Here is a 26,475-nt window from a genome sequence, read left to right as displayed (position 1 = left end):
TCCACAGGACACTTCATGACCCCACAACGATCGGCACCGCGAAATAGTTCAAAGGAGCGTTCAGGACGGAACGGCTTCCCTGACGCTACTCGTTCCGGCTACCGGAAATGCCTGCCAGAAGTTGCTCGAACGGAAGGGACGCCAAGTCCTGAGAGTGTCCATAAGATGATCCCCTCGCCTGACGCGGGGCCGTAAGCATTTCGGCAAACTCCGCCGCCGCCCGCTCGGTCCGGGCAGAAAGCGGCGACCCTCCGCCGTCGATGTTTCCCCAGTCCTGGGGGCCAGCGAAGACGGCAGTCGGTACAATGCGCGTCCGCAGGTAGCTGAACAGCGGACGCATTGCATAGTCAAGGACCATCTGATGGCGGTCGGAGCCGCCCGTGGCGCCCAGCAGCACCACTTTCCCTTCCAGTGACGCGGGGTCCACCACGTCCATGAAGGACTTGAAGAGGCCGCTGTAGGAGGCACTGAAGACCGGTGATACGGCGATGATGCCATCAGCCGCAGCGACTCCCGCCAAAACACCGGCAAGGCGGGGAGCGGCGTAGCCGGTGACAAAGTTGTTGGCGATATCCACCGCAAGGTCCCGGAGTTCGACGACGTCCACTTCGGCCAGGTAGCCGGCCGCGCTCAATTCCCGGCTGGCCGCAGCAGCTAACTGGTCCGCGAGCAGACGGCTCGACGACGGAACGCCAAGCCCGGCGGAGATAACTGTGATGTGGCGGGTTTCCACGGCTGGCTCCTGAAAGGATCGTTGGTCTACATGCGTTTGCATCTACCTCAAGAACCGACGCCCACGCTTGTTTATTCCGGAGCAGGTACTCGGCCGTCACGATTTCGTGCACTCCTCAGCGCAACCACTTGCTGACAAGGCAATCAAGGTCTGAAAAACTGCCGTTATGGCTGAAAACAAGACCCAACCAACGCCGGAGTCCGTCGAGGATTTTCTGGAGGGGGTCGAACACCCGGTACGCCGCAGGGACGGATTCCGCCTGCTCACGCTGATGAAAGAGAACACCGGTGAGGCTCCGGTGATGTGGGGTCCGAGCATCGTAGGGTTCGGCAGCTATCACTATCGCTACAAAAGCGGCCGGGAGGGCGACACGGTGGCCGTCGGGTTCTCGCCCCGAAAGGGGAGCCTCTCCCTCTATGGACTTACTTATGCGCCGGAGGCTTCAGCACTGCTGCCCAGGCTGGGAAAGTACACCTTGGGCGCTGCCTGCCTCTATATCAACAGTCTCGAAGATGTCGACGAGGACGTTCTCGTGGAGCTGATCCAGGCCGCCCACCGCCACAACACCACGGTGATGCACCACTCGTAAACGGCCGGAAATGCAGTGCCGAGCGTTAAAGCAAAGGCCCCCGCAACCAGAACCTTGGAGGTTATGGTGCGGGGGCCTTCAGCAGTTCAGGACGCGCAACCGACGGCCCAAAAGCCGGAAGGCTACTTGCCGCGCGTAGCGCCCCTAAAACCTCGCAAGCTCGGTTTCAGGGAACCCTGCTACTTGCTGGCGACTACGTCGAGTTCGATCACAGCAGCAACGTCGTCGTGGAGACGGACGTTGGCCTGGTAGGAACCAACCGACTTGATGTGTGCCGGCAGTTCAACCTTGCGCTTGTCGATTCGGCCAAGGCCAGCGGCCTCAACAGCGTCAGCAACGTCGCCCTGCTTGACGGTGCCGAACAGGCGTCCGGTCTCGCCAGCCTTGACAACGAGCTTGACGGGCTTGGCGGACAGAGCCGCGGCCTGCTTCTGAGCATCTTCCAGGGAAGCGTGCTCGCGGGCGGCGCGGGCAGCCTTGATGGACTCAACCTGCTTCTCGCCACCCTTCGACCAGGTCAGGGCGAAGTTGCGGGGCAGCAGGTAGTTACGTGCGTAACCATCCTTGACCTCGACAACGTCGCCAGCAGCACCGAGACCGGTTACTTCGTGGGTCAGAATGAGCTTTGCCATTTTAGTTAATCCCTTTCCTTAACCGCGGCCAGCGCCGGAGTAAGGCAGCAGAGCAACTTCGCGGGCGTTCTTGATTGCCTGGGCGATTTTGCGCTGTTCCTGCACCGTGACGCCAGTGACGCGACGGGCGCGGATCTTTCCGCGGTCGGAGATGAACTTGCGCAGCAATGCTACGTCCTTGTAGTCGATGACAGTGATGTCAGCGGCCTTCAAGGGGTTGGACTTTGGTTTGGGCTTACGGAGTTCAGCCTTAGCCATCGTGGAGCTCCTTATCTATGGAGCCCGTGGATATTGATCCACGGGATGGTGGTGGTCCGACGGCGATGGTCGCCTTGGTGCCGTTGGCACCCTGGCGGGTCTCGACGTCGGCCCTTTAATGAGTGGTTAGAAGGGAGGTTCGGAATCGGGGCCGTTGCCCCAGCCGCCTGCATTGCTGACTCCGGGCGTAGCCCAAGGGTCATCCTGTGCAGCAGGCTGGTTGGCGCCCCAGGTTCCACCGGAGTTGCCACCCTGGCTTGCACCGGGGTTGCCACCGAAGCCGCCGCCCGCGTTTCCGCCGCCGAAGCCACCCTGACCACCTTGAGCGCCGGAGCGCTGGGTGCGGTTGACCTTGGCGTTGGCATAGCGCAGGCTCGGGCCGATTTCATCGACCTCAAGCTCGATAACGGTGCGCTTCTCGCCTTCTTTCGTTTCGTAGGAACGGCTCTTCAGGCGGCCTGAAACGATAACGCGCATGCCCTTGGTCAGGGATTCTGCGACGTTTTCGGCTGCCTCACGCCATACCGATGCGCGAAGGAACAGGGTTTCCCCGTCCTTCCACTCATTGGACTGACGATCGAAGGTACGCGGAGTGGAAGCGATGGTGAAGTTCGCTACTGCCGAGCCTGACGGTGTAAACCTCAGTTCGGGGTCACTGGTGAGGTTACCGATGACCGTGATGGTGGTCTCGCCTGCCATCTACTGCCTCCTTGTTCGTTCCTGCGGGGTAAAGAATAAAAGAGTGGAGCTGATTACTCAGCAACAACCTTCTGCTCTTCGGGGCGGGTGATCTTGGTGCGCATGATGGTCTCATTGAGACTCAGCTGGCGGTCAAGTTCCTTGGCGGTGTCCGGCTTGGCGGTGAAGTTCACCACGGCGTAGATACCTTCGGACTTCTTTTTGATGTCGTAGGCCAGACGGCGACGGCCCCAGATGTCAACCTTTTCGATGGTTCCACCATCGTTGGTGATGACATTCAGGAACTTCTGAAGCGACGGCTCAACGGTACGCTCTTCGACCTCGGGGTCGATGATTACCATCAATTCGTAAGGACGCATATGTGAACCCACCTCCTTTGGGCTAAGCGGTTACGGCATTTCCGTAACAGGAGGTTCATTTGCGGTGTCATGCAATGCCCGGCTCCCATAGTGGGGGCAGGGCGCAGCACAGACTTCACTATCTTAGTGCATCCGAACCGGATAGGCGATTTCTCTTGGACTGCAGTCATGGACTGAAGCTGATACCTAGGTTAGTGCGCTGTTGAAGACCGCGGAAGGCGCGCCGACTGCCATGTGGATAACCGGGGCCCGCCTGCCGGGCCCGGGCGGGATTAGAGTACAGATCATGGACTTCCCCTCCCCGGAACTGCCGGCCACCATCGTCAGGCGCAGCAGGATCCGCTTCGTGGTGATGGTTCTTGCCGGGCTGGCAGCAACGCTGGCTGCCGGTCTTTCGGGGCGCTGGATCGAAGCCCCGGCCATCGGCTGGGCGGTCACCTCCCTGACCTACATAGTCTGGGTGTGGGTTGTAATCGGAAGGCTTGATCCCGCGGGAACGCGCTCCCATGCCGTGACGGAGGATCCCTCCAGGGGTGTCACTGACCTACTCATTCTTGCCGCAAACCTGGCCAGCCTCGCAGCTGTTGCCGCCGTCGTCGTTGATTCACACCGCGGCACCCCCGGCGGCCGGGAGGTGATGGCCGGCGGTCTGCTCGCCCTGTTATGTGTGGCTCTGTCATGGATGCTCGTTCAAACACTCTTTACCCTGCGTTATGCAGAGTTGTACTACGATCCCGAAAAACGAGGGGAAGAGCCAGGCGGCATCAGCTTCAACCAGGACCGCCCGCCCCAGTACTCAGATTTCGCTTATGTGGCCACGAGCCTGGGGATGACGTACCAAGTTTCCGATACCAATCTGGAGAACCACAGGATACGCGCCGAGGCACTGAAGCACGGGCTCCTTTCCTACCTCTTCGGCACCCTGATCCTGGCGACCACCATCAATCTGGTGATCGGCCTCGCAAGCTGATCCCTTGCGCACTGATCGGCTTGGCAGGCTAACGGGATGCCGGCCTGCTACGACGCCTCTTGTTTCGACTGCAGCCGGTAAGCATGCGCCCCATAAACTCCAAGGATTCTTACTTCCGACGTGAAGAATTCAAGCTCATTAAGAGCCAAACTCAGGGGGACGTCGTCGGGGTGCCCCTCCACGTCCGCCAGGAACATGGTGGCGGCGAACTCAGCCCCCACCATGTAGCTTTCGAGTCGCGTCATGTTGACTCCGTTGGTGGCGAATCCCCCCAATGCCTTGTAAAGGGCTGAGGGAACGTTCCGGACCCGGAAAACCAGGCTGGTGACCACAGCTTCCGGCAACTCCTCGCGGACCGGAAGGGGACGCTTCTCCCCAAGGACCACGAAGCGGGTGGTATTGGTGGGGTCGTCCTCGACTTCAGTCGCCAGGACATCAAGTCCGTACATTCCGGCGGCCAGCGGAGGTGCCAAAGATACTTTTGTGGGGTCATTCCAGTCCCGCACCTCCCGGGCGGACCCGGCAGTGTCTCCTGCAATGACGGGCTTCAGCCCGCGGGAGCGAATCAGTTTCCGGCACTGGCCCAGGGCGTGCAGGTGGCTGTGCACTTCCTCAGCCTGTTCGATGGTGTTGCCCGGGATACCAAGCAGATCGAAGCGGATCCGGAGGAAATGCTCTCCGACAATCTGGAGGTCGGAGTCCGGAAGGAGGGCGTGGATATCAGCTACCCTGCCTGCGATCGAGTTCTCGATGGGGATCATCGCCAACTCCGCCTCACCGGCCGTGACCAGCCCGAAGGCGTCCTCAAAGCTGGCACAAGGCACGGCAAGCATGTGCGGATACATTTCCATGCAGGCGATGTTTGAGTTGGACCCGGGTTCACCCTGGTATGCAATTTTAGGAACCATAGAGCACATGCTCCCATATGCCTCGTGCGGCATGTGAGTCGAGCAGCTGCTGCCAGCGGGCCCTATGAGCGCTGGCAGCAGCATTCAGGCTAGGACGACGACGGTCCGGCGCCAACGCTCACATCGTCGGCTTCCGGCGCAGGAACCGCTGCCTGCGGAGCCGTAGGAGCTGACTTGCGATAACGGAACAGGCCAATCCCGACCACTACGGCGGCGAGGGCGAGCGAAAGCAGGAGAGACTCGCGGGTGGATTCGAGGATCACCATTCCGATAAGGAGTGCCACGATGCTGACAATCGCAACCCACGTCAGGTAGGGGAAAAGCCACATCTTCAGGGAAAGATCCTTGGCCGCTGCGCCCATCCGGCGGCGCAGGATGAGCTGCGATGCGGAAATGACCAGCCATACGAACAGGGCAATAGCACCGGAGGTGTTGACCAGGAACAGGAACACCGTATCCGGGGCGATGTAGTTCAGGCCGACGGTAACGAATCCCACCACAGTGGAGGCGAGAACTGCCGACGCCGGAACGCCCCTGGAGGAGATCTTGGTCCAGGACTTAGGGGCGTCGCCGCGCTTTGACAGGGAGAACAGCATGCGGCTGGCGGTGTACAGGCCTGAGTTAAGGCAGGACAACACTGATGTCAGGACCACGATGTCCATGATGGTGCCCGCGCCGGGAATGCCGAAGAGCTCGATGACGGCAACGTACGGGCTCTTGGCAACGGAGGCGTCGTTCCAAGGCAGGAGGGTGACCACAACGGCGATGGAGCCAATGTAGAACACCAGGATCCGCCAGACGGTGGAGCGTACGGCCTTCTTGACTGCATCTACGGGGTTTTCCGATTCACCAGCGGCAATGGTGGCAATTTCAGCCCCGAAAAAGGAGAAGACGACGACGAGGATACCGGCGAGCACAGCTCCCGGACCGTTAGGCAGGAAGCCGCCGTTCTCCACAAGGTTGCTCAGCCCTGGCGCGGGCACCCCCGGAACCAGGCCAAGAATTGCAGCTGCACCGAAGAGCAGGAACAGGACAATGGCGGTGACCTTGATGGACGCGAACCAGAACTCGAACTCCCCGAAGGATTTCACCGAGCCAAGGTTGGTCAGGGTGAGGAGGACCATCAGGATCAGGGCCCAGACCCACTGATCGATTCCCGGAACCCAGCGGTGCATGATGGCTGCACCCGCTGTGGCTTCGATACCCAGCACGATGATCCAGAACCAGGCGTACAGCCACCCGATGCTGAACCCTGCCCAGCGGCCCAGCGCCTTGTCTGCATAAGTGGAGAAGGAACCCGTTTCCGGATTTGCTGCAGCCATTTCACCGAGCATCCGCATCACCAGGATGACCACGAGGCCGGCTGCCATGTAGGCGAGCAGAATACCCGGGCCCGCCTGCTGGATGGCGGCGCCGGAGCCTACAAACAGGCCGGCGCCGATGACACCTGCAATGGCGATCATGGATAGGTGCCGCGGTTTAAGCGACTTCGAGAGTTGCTGTTCAGCCTGCATGGGCGGTTGTCCTCGTCTTCCTGGGTTCAGTGGAGGTTAGTATCGTGGATCACATCGCTCCTACCCTAAGCATCAGATGCGCGCCAGTGATCTGTGCAGTCATACAGTCTCCCGCTGCACAAAAGGGAGAAGTCAACAAGAACCCGGCCAAATAGGCACTCCCTGTTGCCTCTGGGGCAATTCAGAAACGAGCCGGAAATCATGCGCACCCGGGCGGAACGCGACGACCCCGCCCAATCGCTGCCGGAAGCTCCCCTAGTTAAGGGTCGTGGCGGGCGTCCCGAAGAAGGCCTGGGTGACGGTCGCGAGCCTCTTCGGGTCCTCCACCCCGCACAGCTCGCGGGCGGAGTGCATGGAAAGGAGCGGAACACCGACGTCGACTGTCCGGATGCCCAAACGTGTTGCTGTCAGAGGCCCGATGGTGGAACCGCAGGGCATCACGTTGTTGGACACGAACTCCTGGTACGGCACGTCGGCCTCCGAGCACAGACGTGCCCACAGCGCCGCGCCGACGGCATCTGTGGCGTAGCGCTGGTTGGCGTTGATCTTCAGGAGCGGGCCGCCGTTGAGGACCGGCTTGTTCGCCGGATCGTGCCGCTCGGAATAGTTCGGGTGGACGGCGTGCCCGGCGTCGGCAGACACACAGAACGACGCCGCAAAGGCCTGCCGCCGCTGGCTCACCGAGGCGCCAAGGCCATCCGAGACGCGGAGCAGGATGTCTTCGAGGACGGGGCCGCAAGCGCCTGAACGGGACGCTGACCCGATCTCCTCGTGATCAAATGCCGCCAGCACGGCAATCGGCACTTGCCCGTCGGGACTGCCTGATGAGGCGGCGTGGTTGATCAGGGCAGTCAATCCCGCATGGGTCGCGGACAGGTTGTCCAGTCGCCCGGAGGCGAAGAACTCCCCTTTGGCCCCGAAAACCGCTGGTTCCTGCGTATCTGCAATAACGACGTCGTACCCGCCGATCTGCCCAGGGTCCACTCTCGTATCGCCCGCCACGTTCCCGGCAAGGAGCGCAAGGAGGTCCTCTCCGTTTGGCTCCCCGAGCCCGAAGACAGGGTTCATGTGCTGTTGCTTGTCCAGCGTCAGGCCCTCGTTTGCTGAGCGGTCCAGATGGATGGCCAGTTGGGGAAAGCGGAGCAGGGGTCCTGTGGCGGTGAGGTGTTGGGTGCCATCCAGCATGACCAGCCGGCCCGCGAGCCGCAGCTCCCGGTCCAGCCACGAGTTCAGCAGCGGACCCCCATAAACCTCCACTCCTGCCTGCAGCCAGCCGAACTTGCCCGTTGTGGATTTGGGCTTGAGCTTAAAGGAAGGCGAATCGGTATGGGCGCCCAGGATGTTGAACGGGGTGGTGGGTCCCGCCCCGGCCGGAGTCACCCAGGCGATCAGGGCGCCGTCGCGGATCACATAGAACTTTCCCATGCCGTTGCTTCCAGCGCCCGCGGCATCCCAGGACGCCAACTCGTCCAGGCCCGTGAACCCGGCTTCGTCCAGGCGCCGGCCCGCTTCATGGACGGCGTGGAAACTCGACGGCGACGCCATGACATACGCCGAAAGGTCCTGGATGTGCTCGGCGGCGCTGGTTTTGGAAGGCATGGCGTCGAGTCTATCCCCGCCGATATCTCTGCCTAAACCGTAACGTTGAGGCCTGCCGTGTAACCCGCTGATACCGATCCGCCCATGGTGGCCAGCTGGTGGATGCCGCCATCGTCCCCAAAGACCATGTCTGATAGCAGAGTGGTGCTGGGGAAGTTGCTGGCGCTGGTTTCATACCCTGCGGAAGCGTAGGCCTCGCGGCAGGCTGCGTCCGTCAGCGCGATCTGCGAGACCGCAAGCACCTGGCTGGCGGCCGTCGCGTTGCTCATGGATTCAAAGACCTCAAAGTGGATGTGGGGCCAACGTCCCCTGTAGGCGCCGGGGAAGATGGTCTTGAACGTGACCTGGCCATTCGCGTCGGCCTCCTGGACGCCACGGAGGTAATTTTCGTTTTCCAGCCCGGAATCGTACATGGAGTACTTGCCGTCCCGGTCGCAATGCCAGGCATAAACGGCAGCACCCGCAAGGGGGACGCAGCCGTTTGAGTTGCCCAGGAGGGTCATGGTGACGGTCAGCGGGACGCCGTGCACCTTCGTGGTTGATGTTCCGAAGCTGGAGCTGATGTCCTGCCGTACTACGCCGGAAGCCTCCAGGACATTGGGGCCGTTGGAGCCATCGCCAGGGTAAGGACCTGCCGTTTCCGCCGGAATCTCCACGCCACATTCGGCAATGGCCCTGGTCAAGGTGGGTGTAGCTGTGGCGGTCGCTGTGCCGGCGGACGCCGTCGTCGTACTGGTTGCGGTGGCGGTCGACGTCGCCGTGCTGGTGCCGCCCCCGGTTGATCCGCCAGGCGTGCATGCCGCCAAAGCTGCCGCCGTACCCGCGCCGAGGAAAAGACCCAGCGAACGGCGGCTCATGAGCGTTGAAAGGTCGAATTCCAGGCCGCGGTCGTGGTTGGGGTGCGGTTCGTGGGGCTCAGGGAGGTTGTTCATGGGTCAATAGAACATCCACCGGCTATGCACTGCATAGACCGTTCCTGTGCATCGGCTGTGCTTAAGTTTCTCCCGGGGTTCCCCTGTGTCCTCAAGGTGCTCTCTCAGTAGTCGGGGTTGCTGGGCACCACGAGGCCGGTTTCGTAGGCATAGACCACTGCCTGGACGCGGTCCCGCAGATGGAGCTTGTTGAGGATGCGCCGCACGTGGGTTTTCACTGTGGCTTCCGAAAGAAAGAACTTCCGGGCGATTTCGGCATTGGAAAGTCCCTCCGCCATGGACTCCAGCATTTCCGTCTCACGGGGTGTGAGGTCGTCCAGCAACGGATCGCGCTGTGGGGCGGCCACCTGCTCATTGCTTCCGTTGGCTTGCCCGGCGACTCCGTTGCCCCGGACATACGTCTCCAGCAATCGCTGCGTTACCCGAGGCGCCACCACCGCGTCGCCGCTGGCCACTACTCTTACTGCGTGGGTCAATTCCGCCGGGGCCACGTCCTTGAGCAGAAAAGCCGAAGCCCCTGCCTGCAATCCGGCGAAGGCATACTCGTCCAGATCGAAGGTGGTCAGGATAATCACCCGTGCATTTGAACCGGACGTTGAAATTGCACGTGTTGCCTCGATCCCGTCCAGCACCGGCATGCGCACATCCATCAGGACCACGTCTGGATCCAGCGTCCGCACCTGCTGGACCGCCTCCGCACCGTCTGAGGCCTCGCCCACAACCTCAATGCCATCCTCCCCCTCCAGAATCAGGCGGAACCCCATCCGCAGCAGAGGCTGGTCATCCACCAGCACAATCCGTATAGCACTCATGCCGTTCACTTGATCCCCTCGTCAGTCATGTTCAGCACTGCCCTCACACTCCAGCCGCCGCCTGCCCCGGGACCGGCGTCCACTGTTCCGTTATAGATTCCTGCGCGTTCCTTCATTCCTTCGATTCCCTGGCCGGTCCCGGTCTGGCCCGGTCCGGCCTGAAGGTACTGGACGGTCTGATGGTGCTGGCCGTTCCAGGACTGGCCCGACGGCGTGCTCCCCTTGCCGTCGTCAGTCACCTCTATGGTCACCCGGGAGCCGTCCCGGACAATTTTTGCATCCACCCGGCCTAAGCCCCGGCCATAGCGGAGCACATTCGTCAGTGATTCCTGCACTATCCGGTAGACGGTGAGCTGGAAGGCTGGGTCAGCCGGAAGCGCCGGCCCGGTGTGCGAGAAATGGAGCGGGAGTCCGGCCGTCCGGAACCCATCGAGAAGTTTGCCCAGCGTGGCACTGCCAGCAAGAGGTTCGCGAGGAGATTCTTCGGGGGCGTCATTCCGCAGGACGCCCAGCACGCGGCGCATGTCTGCCAGAGCCGTCCTGCCGGTTCGGGACAGCTCACCGAGAACCTCACCTGCCTGTTCGGGGCTCCTTTTAACAGCACGGCGGCACCGTCCGAAAGGGTGACCATCACGGTCAGGGAATGGGCTATGACGTCGTGCATTTCCCGGGCTATCCTGTTGCGCTCATTGACGGATCCCAGCTGGGCTGCCCGCGATGCCCATGCAGCAATTTCCTGTTCGTGAAGGCGCCGTTGACGGACGGAAAAGCCGATGCCAGCAGCAATGACGTTAGAAAGCGCGATGGTGATGCCGGCCACAAGGCTGACCAAATGCAGATCATTTCCCGGCCCTCCGGCGTTTTCGGGAAGGGGTCCCACCAGCATCAGGAAGTAGACCAGGGAAAGCGGCGTCGTTGCCAAGGCCAGCGCCACAAGGGCAAAACGGCGGGTATGGGCAACAGCCAAGGCGTAGAGGGCGAACCATAATCCGGCGGAGACGTTTGGTCCCCAGGGATGGAGCATGGTGATTGCCACCTCAAGAATCGCAACCACTGTCACCACCATGGCCGGCTGATCCCGGCGGGACAGCAGCACCACAGCGAGGGTGCCCATCAGAGCTATCCCTGCCCAGTCGCCGTCGTTCGCCGCCTCAACGATGGTGGGCGTGACCAGCAGCAGGTAGCCCGCAGCAACCAAGAGGTCCACCAAACGGGGCCGCCCATGCAAGTAACGGCGCAGGCGCCCCCGACGGCGGGCGGTAATCTCGGCAAAGGACGCGTCGACGTGTGTGGTCGACGCGCCCTTTACCGGCGCTATTTCACTCACTATCGAACCAGAAGCTGGCTACACGTCCCGTTTCTTCAGCAGCACCATGGCCAGGATCACTGGAACAACAACCCAGGCTCCGAGTACCAGGGCCGCCTGCCAGACTTCGAGGGTGTCCGGCATGTGTTTGACGGCAGTCATTGGCTCCACGGTGTTACCTGGCAGGTATTTCCTGATCTCTTTGGCGACGTCGCCTTGGATGATCTGCAGTGCAATGGGAGCTACGAAGAACAGACCGACAAGGCTCATGATGCCGCCGGCGGAGTTCCGGATGATGCTTCCCAGTGCCAGACCGATGGCTGCCACCGCGGCAACGTAAACGCTGCTGACCAGCAGGAGTTTCACGGACTGGGAAGCCGCCAGATCAAGTTTGAGTTCGTAGGAGTCCAGGATGGGAATGGCAACGAGTCCAGCCAGAAACGAAGATACCGCCGTGAGAAGGAAGGAAGCCACCACCACGACAATCAGCTTGGCGACGAACGCAGGCAGCCGCTTGGGCACTGCGGCGAAAGTGGATCGAGCCATGCCGGTGGTGAATTCGGAACTCATCAGCAGCACGCCCAGTGAGCCCAGGATCAATTGGGCAAAGGCGATGCCGGAGGTGGGCACCGTGATTGCCAGATCCCCTCCTTGAGCTGCGATCGCGGCAGCCGCCTCCGGATCGCTCAGGGCCTGCTCGGCGAAGGTGCCGGTTCCCCAGCCTGTCAGGGCGCCAAAGCCCACCATGACAAGCAGCGTGCAGGCCAGCAAAATCAAGGTGGACGTGAGGGTACGGAATTTGATGAATTCGGAATTCAGCACCCGGAAAAAGCTGGGTCCGGGGCCAACAACGGCAGCGGTTCCGCGAAGGCTCGGTGCCGGGGCGTTCGGGGCTGATGGGTTCAGTGACGTGTTCAGGTTTGACGTGCTCATGGCTTAGTTGCCTCCGGCCTGAACGGAAGCAGGGGCTCCCGAAGTGATCAGCGAGTGGTATTCGACCTCGTCCTTGGTCAGCTCCATATAGGCTTCCTCGAGGCTTGCCTGCAGCGGCGTGAGTTCGTAGATCATGACGCGGTCTTCGAGTGCAATGCGGGCGATCCGGCGGGGATCAAGTCCGGTGACCTCCAGCAACTCAGGCTCCTGGACCTGGATGGAGACACCATCCCCGGCGAGAATGTTCATCAGGTGCTCTGGCTGGTCCGTCCGCACACGCGCCCGGCTCTGTCCCTTGCCGTTGATGATCTCCTGGATAGGAGCATCCGCAATGATCCTGCCGCGGCCGATGACAATGAGATGGTCCGCAGTGACTGCCATCTCGCTCATCAGGTGGCTCGAAAGGAAAACAGTCCGACCCTCCGCCGCCAGATATTTGGCGAGGTTCCGGACCCACACGACCCCTTCCGGATCAAGGCCGTTGACGGGCTCATCCAGAATCACCGTTTGCGGGTCGCCCAGGAGGGCAGCAGCAATCCCGAGCCGCTGACCCATGCCCAGGGAGAATCCCCTGACCTTTTTCCGGGCCACCTCGGAGAGCCCGGTCATTTCGATGACCTCGTTCACCCGCTTCTTCGGGATGCTGTGGGTTGCTGCCATGGCCAGCAGGTGGTTGTAGGCGGTGCGCCCTGTGTGGACGGCTTTGGCGTCCAGCAGGGATCCGATTTCGCGCAGCGGGGCTACGTGCTTGGCGAACGGAACACCGTTCACCGTGACGGATCCCGACGTCGGCCGGTCAAGTCCCATGATCATGCGCATGGTGGTGGACTTGCCTGCACCGTTGGGCCCCAGGAAGCCGGTGACCCGGCCTGCCTCGACCGTGAAGCTGACGGCGTCTACGGCGGTTTTGTCACCGTAGATTTTTGTCAGGCCTTTTGCTTCAATCATGGAAGCTTTCCTTTGGTTAGCAGTGGATGCAAGGTGCGTTGGGGTGCAACCACCACGCTACCCATGCTCCCTAGGAAAATCGCCGGTCTCAGGGATGATTCAGGGGAGAATCAGGGTAGTCCGATCGGATGACCCTTCAGGGCTCGGGGGAGTAATACCTTAAAGCGCCGCGCCGCACGGTGAACTCCACGCTGCGGACCCCGGGGATGGCCTCACCGTCCACGGCGAGAGTCAGCGGGGCGCCGTTTGCCTCGACCCTGATCCTGGTGGCCTCGCGAAGATGGGTGATTTTCGACGTCGCCACGGTCCCGGTGAGAACCGACCACAACAGGCGCAGCCTGGCAAGAGATTCGTCGGCAGTAATGAGGCGGAAGTCCAGGACGCCGTCGTCCATCACCGGGCGCACCAAGGGAGCGTGGTCCCGGGGGAAGTACCTGCCCCGGCCCACGTACAGCATCCAGAGCTTGTGGCGCACTCCATCCACGAACAAGGTTGTGGGGGTGCCGGCTGCGAATGTGCCAAGCATTGCGACTACTCCTGCAAGGGGCTTGCCCATGCTGGGCTGAAGATGCTCCCTGCGCCTGACCATGTCGGGATACAGACCGATGCTGGCAGTGTTCAACATCGTCAGTTCAAGGCGCTCGAGTTTGTCGGGCAAGCCACGCTCCACCACAATATGGCCAACATCTGCCAGTGCTGCTTCGCCCTGTTCAGCAGCATTCAGTGCCAATGTGAGGGTGGACGTGCCTGCATCGCGGGCGAAGTGATTGAGGGTCCCGCCAGGGAGCACGAGCAGGGGCAGTTTTTCTGCCACGGCGTATGCAGCGGCAGCGCCCACGGTCCCGTCCCCGCCCCAGACCCCTAAGGCTTCCGTTCCGGGGTGGGTGGCAACAGCCCGGATTGCAGCTACCAGATCGTCATCCTGACTAACCTGCTGTATATACGCTGACGGGAATACTTTCTGCAGGGCGGCTACTGTTTCCGGGCCGTAGGATCCACCAAGCGTGTTCACCGCGATGCTTAACCCGCGTCCACCCGCTATCTCGGGAGCATGGGTCCGATTTCGCCGTGTGTCAGGAAAGGGCGGCCTGACCGGCCACCACTTTCGGGTGACCAGAGCGGCTCCCGCTCCGATGGCAGATCCGAAGATCACATCAGATGGCCAATGGGCGCCTGTATGCACTCTTGAGTATGCAACTCCGGCAGCGACAGGAGCGAGTGCTGCTCCGATCACGGGGTGGACGAAACCAGCTCCCACAGCGAACGCCGCTGCCGAAGCCGAGTGCCCGGACGGCATAGAAGAACTGGTGGGCTGCGGATGAACGAAACGGAACACCGGCAGGTGCTCCGGCAGAGGCCGGGCGCGCGGCAGCAGGGTTTTGAAGCCGAGGTTGGTTACACCAGAAGCCAAGCCTTGGGCAATAAGGCCGTGAAGGGCCGCACGACGCGGCCTGCCCTTGAAGATGGCAAGGACAGCAGCTATGGCAAACCACAGCTTGCCTTTGTTGGCAACGGCGGACAGCCGACGGAAGAAGTCGTCGTGTTCACCTCCGGGGAAACCCGAAACGGCCCTGACGAGTGCCCTGTCCAGACGCGCAATCCTTCCTGGGCCCCTCCTCAGCATCCTTCGCATTTCCCCACCCTACAACCGAAGGCCCGCTGGGGATTTGACCAGCTTTGGTTGGGCATGGCGTGGGGGAAGGCACGCCCATTGGATCATCGGTTCGATTTCCCGGTTGCTTGACGGGACGAATCGTTAGGATGAATCAATGACGCGTGTCCTCGACCCGCAGCGGTATTCCCCAGGCCCGGTGATCGCGGCCAGCACGGCCCTGCTCGCATCGATGACCGTTCTGGGGGGCCTGTTATTGGCCAATAAGGTGGATCCACCCTTCCTGGCCCTGGACAGCGGATGGCACCAGTTTGTCGAGACGCTGCGCAGCCCTGCGTGGGACGGCATCAACGAGTTCCTTAACGTGGCCGGCTACCGCGGAATTTATGTGCTGCACGCCTGCCTCGTCATCATTCTGCTGGTGCGGCGAAGGCCCCAGACTGCCGTTTTCTCCGTTGTCGCCGCTGCCTCTGTGGCACTGCTTACCCAGCTGATCAAGGCAGGGATTGGCCGCGGCCGTCCGTCCAACACCATCGTCCTCACCGATACGGGTTCTTTTCCCTCCGGCCATGTATCCGCCACGGCCGCATTTCTGCTGGTGGTTGCACTCCTGATCGGACGGCTGTGGATGTGGCTGATGGCCGGTCTGGGAACACTCGCCATGATGGTCAGCCGGACGTACCTTGGCGCGCACTGGCTGATTGACACCCTGGGTGGTGCGCTGCTTGCCGCCGCCGTAGTGCCCCTGGTCTGGCTGATGTTTCAAAGCGCCTGTGTACGGGAGAACACGGACGCCCGCAGGTTGCTTACTTGGCGTGCAAGGGCTTCGCGGCGCCAGCGAGCAGCAAGGCAACCAGGATCGGGGCGAGGATAGCAAGGAGTGCGAAGTGGATTCCCGTGATGTCCCCGAGGTATCCGAGCAAGGGCGGGCCGGCCAGGAACGACATGTAGCCTATCGTCGACACGACGGACACCCGTGCCGCGGCGTGGCGGGGGTCATCTGCAGCGGCTGACATCCCCATGGGGAAGGCCAGTGCGGCTCCCACTCCCCAAAGAGCGGCCCCCGCCACGGCCAACCACACATTTCCTGCCAGGACGAAGAGACCCAGACCGGCGGCTGCCGCTGCCATGCTGGCTCGCAGGACCGCGACTCGGCCATAGCGATCGATGACCATTCCGCCTGCAAACCGCATAGCAGTCATGGCGAGGACAAAGACGGCAAAGAGCAAAGCGCCCGTGGACTCGGTTGTGCCAAGTCCGTCAACTGATGCCTTGGCGATCCAGTCATTGCCTGCGCCCTCGGTCAGGGTAGCGCCGAGGACCACCACGCCGATCAAAAGGGTCCGCCCGTCGCGCCAGGCAGAGGGTCCCTTGGCAGGCTTGGGTTCCCCGTCTGCTGGCCGCTCTGCCGCGATATGGGGAAGGAAGTAGCGGGGCACCACAAGGGTCAGGACGGCAACCAGACCGGCGATGACCAGCAGGTGCACGGGCAGGCTCACACCAAGGTTGGACAGGGCGGAGCCAATCAGGGCTCCCACAAAAGCACCGCCGCTGAAAGCCGCGTGGAACTGGGGCATGATGGTCCGTCTAAGCCGGTGTTCGACGTCGGCCCCTTCAATGTTCTGGGCGACGTCCCAAAGACCGATGCCCATTCCGAAGAAGAACAGGGCCAGGGCCGTAGCCGGAACGGATTCCGCCAACAGTGACAACGCAACAGCTGCGCCAGCCAGTGCTGCGAGGACCCCGCTGGCGCGAACAGTGTTCGCTGTCCCGATCCGGCCGACAACCCACCCTGCTGTGGGCAGGGCGATCAGCGAGCCAATGGCCGTGCACAGGAGCAACGTGCCCATCTGGCCCGACGTCAGATGCAGGATTTCGGTGACAGCGGGGATCCGTGCCGCCCAGCTGGCAAAGACCAGCCCGTTCACCCCGAAAATCAGGAAAGTAGCGACGGATGCCGCTTTCAGGCTGGGGCCGGTCGCGATGCTGACACTCATACAGTCACTACTTTCACCGAGTACGTTTCGAGTTGTGCAAGTTCTTCAGGAGTGAGGAATCTGTCCGTCACCAGGACATCAACGGCCGGCAGGGCGGCTACGAGTGCAACAGCATTACCGTTCCATTTCGAGCCGGCGCAAGCAACAACTACCCTGGCCGCTGACTCCAGGCCTGCGCGCTTGACGGCGGCGTCGTCGACGTCATGGGCCAGCAGACCGTCCTTGAAGTTAAGGGCGCAGGGTGTCACTACGGCGGTGTCGAACCTCAGGGAGCGGATGGTTCTTTCCGCCAACGGCCCCCGGAAGGAAAATTCGCCCGGTATCAGGCTTCCGCCTGGGAGCAGCAGTGCCGGCCGATGTCCGCTCTGCCAGTCATCCACGGCCAGTACGTTCACGGACCGCAAGGACATCGGCATCAGGGTGAGTTCGCGCTGGCGCAGTTGACGGGCAATTTCTGTTGCCGTGGTTCCGCTGTCCAGCCAGACGTGTTCGCGATCGCCCAAAAGTGAGGCGACGCCTGCCGCTATCCTGACCTTAATGGCCTGGTCTTCAAGTTCCCGCTGACCGTAGCCAGGGTTTTCGCCCCGCAGGACCAGGCTCTTTGCGCCGCCGTGGATCCGCCGGAGTACACCGTGTCCCGCCAGCACCTCAAGGTCCCGGCGGATGGTGGCTCCTGAGGAACTGCACTGAGCGATGAGCTCCTCGACACTGACCTCATCCCGTTGACGCAGAAGCTCTGCGATCAGACGGTGTCTTTCTTCAGTCTTCACGCTCAAATGATAGTCCGAAGTGATCATTTAGTCACATTGGGTGGCGTTTCGATCAGGCTGATCCCCATGGCTGAGGAAGTGTTCAAGGACGGCAAGCTCTCGGGGACGGGCGATTACGTCGACAGCGAGAGGCGCGGCCGGTGGAAGTTCTACTACCGTAATGGTCAACTCAAGGCAGACGTGGGCTATTCCGGCGGCCAACTCGACGGTCCCTGCATCTGGTACCGCGAGGGTGGGGGTCTGCTGCAGCGGGGGCTTTCCGGGACGGCCAGCAGGACGGATCCTGGCAACGCTGGCACAGCACCGGTGAGCTGATGGACGAAGGAAGATACGACGTCGGGCGCAAAACCGGTGAATGGGTGACCTACGCCGCCGACGGCACCGAGACCAAGCGCAAAACGTTCAAATAGAACCCTCCATCACCTTTCGCGCCAAAACACCAAACCCTCCATCACCTTTCGCGCCAAAACACCAAACCCTCCATCACCTTTCGCGCCAAAACACCAAACCCTCCATCACCAAGTGAGGGAGGGTTTGCCAAAAAGCTGCGAAAGGTGAGGGAGCGTTGGGGCTAGCGGACGCGTTCCACGCGCTTTTCGTCCCAGACGGGTGCCTCGGACTCGTACACCTTGCCGTCCGAGCCGAATACAAGGAAGCGGTCAAAGGTCCGGGCGAACCAGCGGTCGTGGGTGACTGCCAGGACGGTCCCCTCGAAATGGTCAATGGCTCGCTCGAGAGCCTCGGCTGAGTGGAGGTCGAGGTTGTCTGTGGGCTCATCGAGCAGCAGCAGGGTGGCTCCCGAAAGCTGCAGCAGCAGAATCTGGAACCGTGCCTGCTGCCCCCCGGACAGGGACTCGTACTTCTGCTCCGACTGACCTGCCAAGCCGTAGCCGTCCAGCGCACCCGCGGCGGCTTCACGGCCCAACCCGGAGCGATGCTCGTCCCCGCGGTGCAGGATCTCCAACAGGGTTTTGCCAAGAAGATCCGGGCGAACATGCGTCTGTGCGAAAAATCCGGGCCGGATCCTGGCGCCGAGTTTCACCGTTCCTTCATGCGGAACCTCAGCAATCTCCACTTCCGATACCGGCAGGTGTTCACGCTCAGGGTCTGTCCCGCCGGTAGCCAGCAGTCGCAGGAAATGGCTCTTGCCAGAGCCGTTGGAGCCGAGAACACCGACGCGGTCCCCAAACCAGACTTCAGTGGAAAACGGTTTCATGAGGCCTGTCAGTTCAAGTCGTTCGGCGACGATGGCACGCTTGGCCGTCCTGCCTCCCTTGAGCCGCATCTTCACGTTCTGCTCGATGGGAAGGGCTTCCGGAGGGCCAACTTCCAGGAATTTTGCCAGTCGGGTCTGCGCAGCGTGATATCGGTTAGCCATGTCAGAACGGAAGGCGGCCTTGTTCTTGTACATGTTGACGAGTTCTTTGAGCTTGATGTGCTCCTCGTCCCAACGTTTTCGCAGTTCCTCGAAGCGGGCGTTCCGGTCAGCCCTCGCATCGACGTAAGAGCCGAAGCCCCCTCCATGCACCCAGGCGCCGGCGCCGTTGATGCCCGGTTCAAGGGTGACGATACGCCCGGCGGCATTGTTCAGGAGCTCACGGTCGTGGCTGATGAAGAACACTGTCTTTTTGGATTCGTTGAGTTTGCCTTCGAGCCAACGCTTTCCCGGGACGTCGAGGTAGTTGTCCGGTTCGTCCAGAAGCAGCAGTTCGTCAGGACCAGCGAAGAGGGCCTCCAGCACCAGTCGCTTTTGTTCGCCCCCTGACAGGCTCGACGCCGGACGGTGCTGCGCCCGGTCAAAGGGAAGTCCCAGCGCGGCCATGCAGACCTCGTCCCAGACGGTCTCGACGTCGTAGCCGCCTGCATCTCCCCAGTCCACTATGGCCTGGGCATAGCGCATCTGGGTGGGCTCGTCGTCGAACTCCATCATGGCCAGCTCGGCTTCATCCACTGTGCGGGCAGCCGCCGCCAAAGCGGGAGGTGCGGCGGATACCAAAAGGTCACGGACGGTCGAATCGTCACGGACCTGGCCTACAAACTGCCGCATGATGCCCATATTCCCGGAGCGGCCAATGACGCCTTCATCGGGGACCAGATCTCCGGCAATGATCCTGAACAGCGTGGTTTTCCCGGTGCCGTTAGGCCCGATCAGCGCGGTCTTACTTCCATCGGGCACTTTGAAAGTGACGCCGTTGAGCAGTTGGGTGCCGTCAGAGAGGAAGTAATCAATACCGGAAACGTCAATATGAGCCACAAAAGCAATCTTCCCATGCCCCATTACTTCGCTTGATCCGGCCGCCAACCCTCCCTCACCTTTCGCAACGAAATGCCGGACGCTCCCTCACCTGGTGTAGGAGGGTTGGGTCAAAAGCGACGAAACGTGAAGGAGGGTCGGGGCAAAAGCGACGAAAGGTGAAGGAGGGTCGCGTTAAAACCTGCGAAAGGTGAGGGAGCGTCCGGGGGTTAGCCGGCGGCGGTCAGGAATTCCTTCAGCAACGGACCCGAGGTGGCCGCACCAAGGCCGCCTTCCTCCACGAACACCGCAACGGCAAGGTCCCCGTGCACAGCCACGATCCAGGCATGCGTCTTCGGCGGATTCTCCTTGCCGAATTCGGCTGTGCCGGTCTTCGCGCCCACCGGTGCGCCCGGAACGTCCATAAGGAATCCGGCATGCCCAGAGGTCACTACCGCCCGCATCATGTCGGCCAGCGCTGTGGCTTCCTCTTTGGTGATCGGCTTCTCGGCCGTTTTTGCGGGTGGCGGGGCGTCCGAGGCGGGCGACGACGGTGTGGCGGCGGCCGCCGTCGTGCTTCCGGAAGGCGCGCCGCCTGGAACGGCGGCGTCAGCGTTGAGGACAAGCTGCGGCGACACGGGGGAGCCGTTGGCTACAGAACCGGCCATCACGGCAGCGGACAGCGGGGACATGAGAATCTTGCCCTGGCCGATCATGGACGCCGCGTGTTCGGTACCTTCGGCTTCTCCGGGGACGGAACCGAGGAAGGCGTCGGCCCCCAGCTTCGGCGCTTCTACGGCCACACCCAGTGAAGTGGCTGCCGACTCAAGCTGGGCCTGACTCACAGAGTCCCTGGCCGAGATGAAAGCAGTATTGCACGAGTGGGCGAAGGCGTCCCGCAGGGTGACAGACCCCAAGGAGTCAGCGGGATAGCCCTCGGCGTTTTTGAAGGTCCTGCCGTCCACGGTCAGAGTCGGCGTACATTCCACTTTTGAATCCGGCGTCATTCCGTTGCGGAACAGGGCTAGGGAATCCACCATTTTGAAGGTTGAACCCGGAGCGTACTGGCCCAGCATGGCGGTGTTGTAACCGTCGCTGCCGGGACCCGAAGCAGCGGCAAGGACCGCACCGGTCGAGGGGCGGAGCGCCACGATGGCGGATGCGGGCTGAATTTCAGCCAGTATCCCTTCGGCCACTTGCTGCAGCGAGGGGTCCAGTGTGGTCTTCAGGGGCGTGCCGGGGGTGGCCGGAACATCGAAGACGGTTCGGCGGGGATCAGTGCCGGCCGCTCGGATCTCTTCCGCCGTGAGGTCTGCCTTCTGCGCCCGGATGATCACTCTGTCCGTTCCACGCAACAGGGCATCGTACTGCTGCTGCAGGCCTCCGGTCCCCGTCACGTCTCCGGCTGTCAGGGCACCGCCGGATTTTTCAATCTGTTCAGCATTGGCTTGCCCCACCGTACCCAGTAACGCCCGCGCGAACGTGCGTGTGGGCGCGAGCGGCATGCTTTCTTTGATGGCACGCGCGCCGGGAATCGCGGAAATCTGCGCATCTGTGACAGTCCTGCTGGCGTCGTCACGCAGGGTGATGGCAACCACGAAAGCCTCAGCACCCGCAGCCTGCACCTGGCTGACGTACGCCGCGGAATCAACTCCCACCAGCTCGGCGAGCTTTCCAGCAGAGGCCGCGGGATCCCCACCGGCGAGCTGTTGCTTGTCGATGCCAACGTTCACCACAGGGCGGTAAGTAACCAGCGGGGCATCACCGGCGCCAAGAATATCGGCGCGTTGAGGTGATTCGGTGGCCTTGGTGAGAATTTCGCCATCCACCAGGTCGGGCACCAGAAGCGCTGGCTTCCATACCGTTAGCCACGAGTCGCCGGATTTCTTGAGCTCGGCTGTTACGGAGTACTTCCACTCCGAGGAACCGATTTTCCAGTTATATGCCAAAGGGACGGTGGCGGTGTCTTCCTCCAGCTTCAGCTCACCGGGTTCCACGGCAGGCTTACCCGGCTCAAGTGCCTTGAAAACCTCCTGGAGCTGCTCGTTAGCGCCGGCAGCATCCTTGCCTTCAAAGGCAACACCCCCGACGTCGAGGGCTGAGATGGCGGACGCGAGCTGTTTTGCTGCGACTTCCGCCCCTGCCCGGCCGTCGTCGCAACCCACCAACGATCCACCAATAATGAGCCCGACAAGTGCCAGTGATATCTTCTGAATTTTCCCCACGGCGCCATTATGCCTGCTCACCCTGAGAATTGCGTTGTCAACTCGTTGGGACAGGGCTATGTGGGCGCGGCAGGCGTTGCCGGACCAGACCGGCGCGTCCCCGGCCGCAAAACCCCCGCCGGGCTACACCCCCTGAAACCCTCGAAACGGTATTGGCTCTGCCACTTCCCGTGGGACGACGATCAAGCCCGGATGGAGCGTTCGCTTAAGGAACCGCTCCAGTTCGAGCGGCGCGGGAATGGCATCCTGCTGCACATAGAGGAGTCCGGAAGTACCCTTCTGGCCACTCCCTACGTGGGGTAGTTGCTGCATTTAGGAGCCAGTTCAGCCCTCCAGCAGTTCCGCGTCCCGAAGCTCGTCGTAGGCATCGCGGGCGTCAATGATGGCGGGCACGTTGTTCTCTGCCCATTGACGCAGCTGGCTCAGCGGTGCGAGAAGGGACCGGCCCAGGTCAGTCAGCGTGTAGTCCACTCTCGGCGGAACCTGTGCGTACACCTTCCGGGTGATGAGACCATCCCGCTCAAGAGAACGGAGCGTCTGTGTCAGCACCTTTGGCGTGACGACCTGAACCATCTTCCGCAGCTCGCTGAACCGCACAGGTCCGTTGGCCAGAACCTGGATCACCAGGGAGGCCCATTTATCCCCGATTCGCTGGAAGACCACCCTGGACGGGCAGTCGGGATCCAGGACGTTGGCGGCCTGCTGGTTGGTTTCCAAATGGATACTCGGTTTCTTTGAAGGTCTTTGTATCCGAAAGATACTTTGGGGGCTGTCCGAGAATACCAATACGAAGGAGTGTCATGAAAATCGCAGTCTATGGAGCCACCGGCATGGTCGGAAGCCAGATCGTCAACGAGTCTTTGAGCCGGGGACATGAAGTCACCGCAGTTTCACGGAGCGGTTCCGCCGTTGAGGGTGCATCGGCACTCTCCGCTGATCTTGCTGATCAAGGCTCCTTCACTCAAATCGTCGAAGCCCACGACACTGTGGTCCTGGCTACGGTGCCGAGCAGGACCGGAGGCGCCCATTCAGAATGGCTCGACGCCATGAACAGCGTCTATCGCACTGCCGCGAAGGCACGTCTGTTGATCGTAGGCGGTGCCGGCGCCCTTGAGATCGACGGCGTGAGGCTCGTGGACTCGCCCGGTTTTCCCGAAGCCTACAAGGCAGAAGCGCTGACCATGGCAGCAGCCTATGAGGCAGCCAAAGAGGCGCCTGACCACGTGGACTGGACTGTCCTGGCCCCTGCTCCGCTGATCCAGCCTGGTGAGCGGACCGGGGAGTACGTAACCGCCCTGGATACTCCGGCAGGTTCGCAGATCTCCACCCAGGATTTCGCGGTAGCAATGCTGGACGAGATCGAAAACCCGAAGCACCGCCGCACGCGCTTCACTGCCGCCAATTAGCGCACTTTCAACGCCGCCTGGTCCCGATGGCCCTACGTGTCGGAGAGCCGCCTTCCCAAGGAAGGCACCGGCAGTCCGAATATGTCCTTTAGGGCATACTTCGCTGCGTGGAACCCTGGCATACCGGTCACTCCGGGACCGGGCGGCGTTGACGACGAGCACAGGTACACCCCGGGAATCGGCGTCCGCCAGGGTACCGGGCTAAAGGTGGGCCGTTTGATGATGCCCATCACGTCCACTATTCCCGAACTGAAATCGCCGCCCACATAGTTTGCGTCGTAACTGGCCATGTCCGCTGCAGTAGTTACCTTGGACTCGATCACGAGATCACGGAAACCTGGCGCAAAGCGCTCAATCTGTGCAACCACCCGCTCCGTCATGTCCGTAGTTGATCCGGCCGGAACGTGGCAGTAGCTCCAGAGGATGTGGCGTCCGGCCGGGGCCCTGCCGGCGTCGAACTGTGATGGCTGGGCCACCAGGACATAAGGCCGTTCCGGATGCCGGCCGTCAGCTACGGCGGCCTCAGAGGCGGCTATTTCCTCCCGCGTCCCGCCTACATGGACTGTTCCTGCGTCGGATAGCTCCGCGGCTGCCCAGGGGACCGGACCGGACAGGATGAAGTCCACTTTGCACGCTGCATTACCAAACCGGAATGCTTCCAGGGAACGCCGATAGGCTGGGGGTAGCCGGCTCCCTGCGATCTTCAGGAAGGCAGGTGGCACCACGTTGAGCAGGATGGCCTTCGCCGGAGACAGCTGGTCCAGGGAGTCAATCCGCGCTCCCGTTTCGATCACGCCACCGTGTGCCTGGATGTCGTCTGTCATCGCCTTTACGATTGCCGCTGATCCGCCAACGGGTATCGGCCAACCCTCCACATGGGCCAGGGTAGCCAACAGCAGGCCGGCGCCCGCTGGTGCCAGGGTGGGATGCCGGCCAACGGCATGTGCGGTGACTCCGGAAAGAAGCGCCGGCGCCAGATCCTCCTGAAACCTCTTACCCCAGAGGGCTGTCCCCTGCTCGAACGTCCGAAGGGCCAGCACTGCGGCGGCCAGCGGATGGCGCGGCACCCGCAGAAGGTGGTTCAGGGCGGTGTCTGTGACGCCCTCCACCATACGAACCAAGGGTTCCATGAGCCTGCGGTAGGCCTCGCCGTCGCGTCCCAACTCTGTTGCCGTGCGTTCCAGTGACCTGTATGCCAAGGCGACCCGGCCGCCGTCGAGCGTTGCACCGTAGGAGAGTTCTGGTGTCTTCAACTCAATCCGGGAAGAGAGTCCGAAAGCTCGAAAGAATGGCGAGGCAAGGGCCATGGGATGGACGGCCGAACAGACGTCATGGAAGTGCCCTGTTTGCATCAGTTCGCTGGTCCGTGCCCCGCCTCCTGCCGATTCAGCGGCCTCGTAGACGCGCACGGCCAGGCCGGAGCGCGCCATCATCACCGCTGCCGCCAATCCATTGGGTCCTGAACCTACGACGGCGACATCAGACATTGCTTCTATCCTTCCAAGGGAGCACTGAGGCAGAGGGGCGGCCGAGATCAAGGCGGAGCCGGTCGGGAGCCCCGTCAAAAGGACCGGCATGGGGATCGTCCATGCCGTGCCTTCGGATGACGTCGTAGTCGGGATTCCAAATGTCCCAGGTGACCCTGAGCATGAGGTAACCAGTGGCCACCATGTGCAGGATGACGGCAAGAACGTAGTACGGCATGTCGATATTGTGTTGCGCAGACCCGTTGCTCGTGACCTGCCCCAGGTACATCCAAATCGCGGCCCAGTGCAGTGCCTCGATCGCCTGCCAGATCAGGAAGTCGCGCCACCGGGGCCGCGCGAGTGCCATGAGGGGAATAAGCCAGAGCACGAATTGCGGAGAGTACACCTTATTAGTGAGCACGAAGGCAGCCACGATGAGGAAGGCGAGCTGGGCGATCCTCGGCCGTGTGGGGGAGGACAAAGCCAGGACTGCAATGAGGAAGCAAGCCAGGAGGAACAGGCCCAGGGCCATCGTGTTGATGGTCTCGGGAGCCAGTGGCTGGCCGTTGAGACGTTCAGCGAGCAGGTTGTAGGCAAACCAGGGGGAGCTGTAGCCGGCCGGACGGTCCTCGGTGAAGTCGTAGAAGTATCTCCAACCGGACGGGTTTATCGCCGCAATTGGGAGGTTGACGGCCAGCCAGGCAGCGGCTGCGGCTCCGACCGTGACCAGAAGCGGCCTGATCCGGCCTGTCCGCAGGGCAAGTAGCAGGATGGCGCCCAGGATCAGGAGAGGATACATTTTGGTTGCCGTGCCCAGGCCAATGAAGATTCCAGCCAGCACCAGCCGCTCCCGGGCCAGGAAATACATGGCAAGGGCCAGCAGTCCAACGGCCCACATGTCCCAGTTGATCAACCCTGACAGGATGATTCCCGGAGCCAGGGCAACCATGGCGGCATCCCAGGGCCGACGGCGGGTCATCCTTGCGGTCGCCAGCACGACGACGATCCACACGGCGGTGATCAGTGTGGCGTTTACATCGAAATAGCCGAGGATCCTGGCATCGCTGACGCCCTCACCGGGAACCATCAGGGCCGTGATACCGGCAATCAGACCTGTCAGTACCGGGTACTCGAAGGAGGAGCCCTGCGTGAAGAACGGAAAGACGCCGTCACCCAGGCCCCGGTTCCTGAACAATTCCGGGAAGTCGGAGTAACACGTGGAATAGAACTGTCCGGGCGTTTCCCAGCCGTTGAGGCGGCAATGGCTCTTGATGAGGATGCCGGTCAGTGCCGCCGCGACAGTGAGGATGATGAGTACACGTTCCACCGTAAAGAAGCCCGGGGATACGACGCCGGGGGCGGACCTGGTGCCCATAGGGCCACCAATCAATTCCGTGAAGTTCCGCAGCAGGAGATCACTTCGGCTCGGAATGACCAGACGCACCCTTTTCGGCCCCGTCGGCGGCTTGATCTCCTGCATGTGTTTGAGCTTACCGCTGGAGGGAGCGGTGGCTAGGGGGTTGGTTGTACGCGTCTAACACCCCGCGTATATGCTCGTTACAATCAGTCAGCCT

At 61.9% G+C, this 26,475-nt stretch carries 27 protein-coding genes and 1 pseudogene; 6 read left to right on the top strand and 22 right to left on the bottom strand.

The annotated features are described in order from the left end of the window. Positions 1–85: 85 nt before the first annotated feature. Positions 86–733, bottom strand: a complete 648-nt coding sequence (locus M1E05_RS01320) for a CE1759 family FMN reductase (protein ID WP_461164210.1) — start codon at positions 731–733, stop codon at positions 86–88. Positions 734–899: 166 nt separating this feature from the next. On the opposite strand from M1E05_RS01320, the gene M1E05_RS01315 reads away from it, so the two are divergent. Continuing rightward, on the top strand, positions 900–1,322 hold the full coding sequence (locus M1E05_RS01315; protein WP_458112550.1) for a DUF1801 domain-containing protein: 423 nt from the start codon (positions 900–902) through the stop codon (positions 1,320–1,322). A 179-nt stretch (positions 1,323–1,501) separates the two neighbouring features. On the opposite strand, the gene rplI is transcribed toward M1E05_RS01315, so the two are convergent. From rplI to rpsF, 4 genes are all read right to left on the bottom strand, one after another. After that, on the bottom strand, positions 1,502–1,954 hold the full coding sequence (gene rplI, locus M1E05_RS01310; protein ID WP_066288679.1) for a 50S ribosomal protein L9: 453 nt from the start codon (positions 1,952–1,954) through the stop codon (positions 1,502–1,504). Positions 1,955–1,972: 18 nt separating this feature from the next. Continuing rightward, complete coding sequence (gene rpsR, locus M1E05_RS01305) at positions 1,973–2,212, bottom strand: 30S ribosomal protein S18 (RefSeq protein WP_003800144.1); 240 nt, start codon at positions 2,210–2,212, stop codon at positions 1,973–1,975. 126 nt (positions 2,213–2,338) lie between these two features. Beyond that, the gene (locus M1E05_RS01300) at positions 2,339–2,911 is read right to left on the bottom strand and encodes a single-stranded DNA-binding protein (RefSeq protein WP_309106433.1); all 573 of its coding nucleotides are present in this window, start codon (positions 2,909–2,911) and stop codon (positions 2,339–2,341) included. A gap of 53 nt (positions 2,912–2,964) precedes the next feature. After that, positions 2,965–3,270 (bottom strand): 30S ribosomal protein S6, encoded by a 306-nt coding sequence (gene rpsF, locus M1E05_RS01295; protein ID WP_050683795.1) that lies wholly within the window; start codon positions 3,268–3,270, stop codon positions 2,965–2,967. A 286-nt stretch (positions 3,271–3,556) separates the two neighbouring features. Between rpsF and M1E05_RS01290 the strand changes: the two genes are divergently transcribed. Then, positions 3,557–4,240, top strand: a complete 684-nt coding sequence (locus M1E05_RS01290) for a DUF1345 domain-containing protein (protein WP_461164209.1) — start codon at positions 3,557–3,559, stop codon at positions 4,238–4,240. Positions 4,241–4,287: 47 nt separating this feature from the next. Here the strand turns inward: M1E05_RS01290 and M1E05_RS01285 are convergent, their stop codons facing one another. The 10 genes and pseudogenes from M1E05_RS01285 to M1E05_RS01240 all read right to left on the bottom strand — a co-directional run bounded on the left by M1E05_RS01285 (position 4,288) and on the right by M1E05_RS01240 (position 14,825). Continuing rightward, the gene (locus tag M1E05_RS01285) at positions 4,288–5,148 is read right to left on the bottom strand and encodes a prephenate dehydratase (RefSeq protein ID WP_461164208.1); all 861 of its coding nucleotides are present in this window, start codon (positions 5,146–5,148) and stop codon (positions 4,288–4,290) included. 89 nt (positions 5,149–5,237) lie between these two features. Then, the gene (locus M1E05_RS01280) at positions 5,238–6,662 is read right to left on the bottom strand and encodes an amino acid permease (RefSeq protein ID WP_461164207.1); all 1,425 of its coding nucleotides are present in this window, start codon (positions 6,660–6,662) and stop codon (positions 5,238–5,240) included. A gap of 255 nt (positions 6,663–6,917) precedes the next feature. Beyond that, entirely contained in the window at positions 6,918–8,261 is a 1,344-nt protein-coding gene (locus M1E05_RS01275; protein ID WP_461164206.1) for a M18 family aminopeptidase, read from the bottom strand. 32 nt (positions 8,262–8,293) lie between these two features. After that, positions 8,294–9,193 carry an intradiol ring-cleavage dioxygenase gene (locus tag M1E05_RS01270; RefSeq protein WP_461164205.1) on the bottom strand — a complete coding sequence of 300 codons (900 nt, stop codon included), beginning with the start codon at positions 9,191–9,193 and terminating at the stop codon, positions 8,294–8,296. A gap of 104 nt (positions 9,194–9,297) precedes the next feature. After that, positions 9,298–10,005, bottom strand: coding sequence for a response regulator (locus tag M1E05_RS01265; protein WP_461164204.1), 708 nt, complete (start codon positions 10,003–10,005; stop codon positions 9,298–9,300). Positions 10,006–10,010: 5 nt separating this feature from the next. Further along, entirely contained in the window at positions 10,011–10,340 is a 330-nt protein-coding gene (locus M1E05_RS01260; protein ID WP_461165309.1) for a sensor histidine kinase, read from the bottom strand. Between the two features lie 216 nt (positions 10,341–10,556). After that, positions 10,557–11,212, bottom strand: a pseudogene (locus M1E05_RS01255) (histidine kinase); the annotation flags it as partial. Between the two features lie 138 nt (positions 11,213–11,350). Further along, the gene (locus M1E05_RS01250; RefSeq protein ID WP_461164203.1) at positions 11,351–12,244 is read right to left on the bottom strand and encodes an ABC transporter permease; all 894 of its coding nucleotides are present in this window, start codon (positions 12,242–12,244) and stop codon (positions 11,351–11,353) included. A 3-nt stretch (positions 12,245–12,247) separates the two neighbouring features. Continuing rightward, the gene (locus tag M1E05_RS01245) at positions 12,248–13,192 is read right to left on the bottom strand and encodes an ABC transporter ATP-binding protein (RefSeq protein ID WP_458112558.1); all 945 of its coding nucleotides are present in this window, start codon (positions 13,190–13,192) and stop codon (positions 12,248–12,250) included. Positions 13,193–13,328: 136 nt separating this feature from the next. After that, positions 13,329–14,825 carry a phosphatase PAP2 family protein gene (locus M1E05_RS01240; protein WP_461164202.1) on the bottom strand — a complete coding sequence of 499 codons (1,497 nt, stop codon included), beginning with the start codon at positions 14,823–14,825 and terminating at the stop codon, positions 13,329–13,331. Positions 14,826–14,961: 136 nt separating this feature from the next. On the opposite strand from M1E05_RS01240, the gene M1E05_RS01235 reads away from it, so the two are divergent. Then, complete coding sequence (locus M1E05_RS01235) at positions 14,962–15,678, top strand: phosphatase PAP2 family protein (RefSeq protein WP_461164201.1); 717 nt, start codon at positions 14,962–14,964, stop codon at positions 15,676–15,678. On the opposite strand, the gene M1E05_RS01230 is transcribed toward M1E05_RS01235, so the two are convergent. Both M1E05_RS01230 and M1E05_RS01225 read right to left on the bottom strand, forming a co-directional pair. After that, entirely contained in the window at positions 15,611–16,801 is a 1,191-nt protein-coding gene (locus tag M1E05_RS01230) for an MFS transporter (protein WP_458112561.1), read from the bottom strand. The genes M1E05_RS01235 and M1E05_RS01230 overlap by 68 nt on opposite strands. After that, positions 16,798–17,571, bottom strand: a complete 774-nt coding sequence (locus tag M1E05_RS01225; protein ID WP_461164200.1) for a DeoR/GlpR family DNA-binding transcription regulator — start codon at positions 17,569–17,571, stop codon at positions 16,798–16,800. The genes M1E05_RS01230 and M1E05_RS01225 overlap by 4 nt, the downstream gene beginning before the upstream one ends. 66 nt (positions 17,572–17,637) lie before the next feature. Here M1E05_RS01225 and M1E05_RS01220 point away from each other — a divergent pair, with 66 nt between their 5' ends. After that, positions 17,638–17,886, top strand: coding sequence for a toxin-antitoxin system YwqK family antitoxin (locus M1E05_RS01220; RefSeq protein WP_461164199.1), 249 nt, complete (start codon positions 17,638–17,640; stop codon positions 17,884–17,886). Positions 17,887–18,142: 256 nt separating this feature from the next. Here M1E05_RS01220 and M1E05_RS01215 read toward each other — a convergent pair whose 3' ends face one another. After that, on the bottom strand, positions 18,143–19,825 hold the full coding sequence (locus M1E05_RS01215) for an ABC-F family ATP-binding cassette domain-containing protein (RefSeq protein WP_247041762.1): 1,683 nt from the start codon (positions 19,823–19,825) through the stop codon (positions 18,143–18,145). 209 nt (positions 19,826–20,034) lie between these two features. Continuing rightward, positions 20,035–22,029, bottom strand: a complete 1,995-nt coding sequence (locus M1E05_RS01210; RefSeq protein WP_461164198.1) for a penicillin-binding transpeptidase domain-containing protein — start codon at positions 22,027–22,029, stop codon at positions 20,035–20,037. A gap of 9 nt (positions 22,030–22,038) precedes the next feature. On the opposite strand from M1E05_RS01210, the gene M1E05_RS01205 reads away from it, so the two are divergent. Continuing rightward, positions 22,039–22,332, top strand: a complete 294-nt coding sequence (locus tag M1E05_RS01205; protein WP_461164197.1) for a hypothetical protein — start codon at positions 22,039–22,041, stop codon at positions 22,330–22,332. A gap of 21 nt (positions 22,333–22,353) precedes the next feature. On the opposite strand, the gene M1E05_RS01200 is transcribed toward M1E05_RS01205, so the two are convergent. Further along, entirely contained in the window at positions 22,354–22,746 is a 393-nt protein-coding gene (locus tag M1E05_RS01200; RefSeq protein WP_461164196.1) for a winged helix-turn-helix transcriptional regulator, read from the bottom strand. Positions 22,747–22,829: 83 nt separating this feature from the next. On the opposite strand from M1E05_RS01200, the gene M1E05_RS01195 reads away from it, so the two are divergent. Further along, on the top strand, positions 22,830–23,435 hold the full coding sequence (locus M1E05_RS01195; protein WP_461164195.1) for an NAD(P)-dependent oxidoreductase: 606 nt from the start codon (positions 22,830–22,832) through the stop codon (positions 23,433–23,435). 32 nt (positions 23,436–23,467) lie between these two features. Here the strand turns inward: M1E05_RS01195 and M1E05_RS01190 are convergent, their stop codons facing one another. Both M1E05_RS01190 and M1E05_RS01185 read right to left on the bottom strand, forming a co-directional pair. Beyond that, positions 23,468–24,922 (bottom strand): phytoene desaturase family protein, encoded by a 1,455-nt coding sequence (locus M1E05_RS01190; protein ID WP_461164194.1) that lies wholly within the window; start codon positions 24,920–24,922, stop codon positions 23,468–23,470. Then, positions 24,915–26,381, bottom strand: coding sequence for a glycosyltransferase family 87 protein (locus M1E05_RS01185; RefSeq protein ID WP_461164193.1), 1,467 nt, complete (start codon positions 26,379–26,381; stop codon positions 24,915–24,917). Before M1E05_RS01185 ends, M1E05_RS01190 begins: the two co-directional genes overlap by 8 nt. Positions 26,382–26,475 lie beyond the last annotated feature (94 nt).

The sequence above is a fragment of the Arthrobacter sp. R4-81 genome (assembly GCF_054792365.1).
Note: the sequence above shows the minus strand (reverse complement) of the source record. Positions and strands in the feature narration are given on the sequence as shown.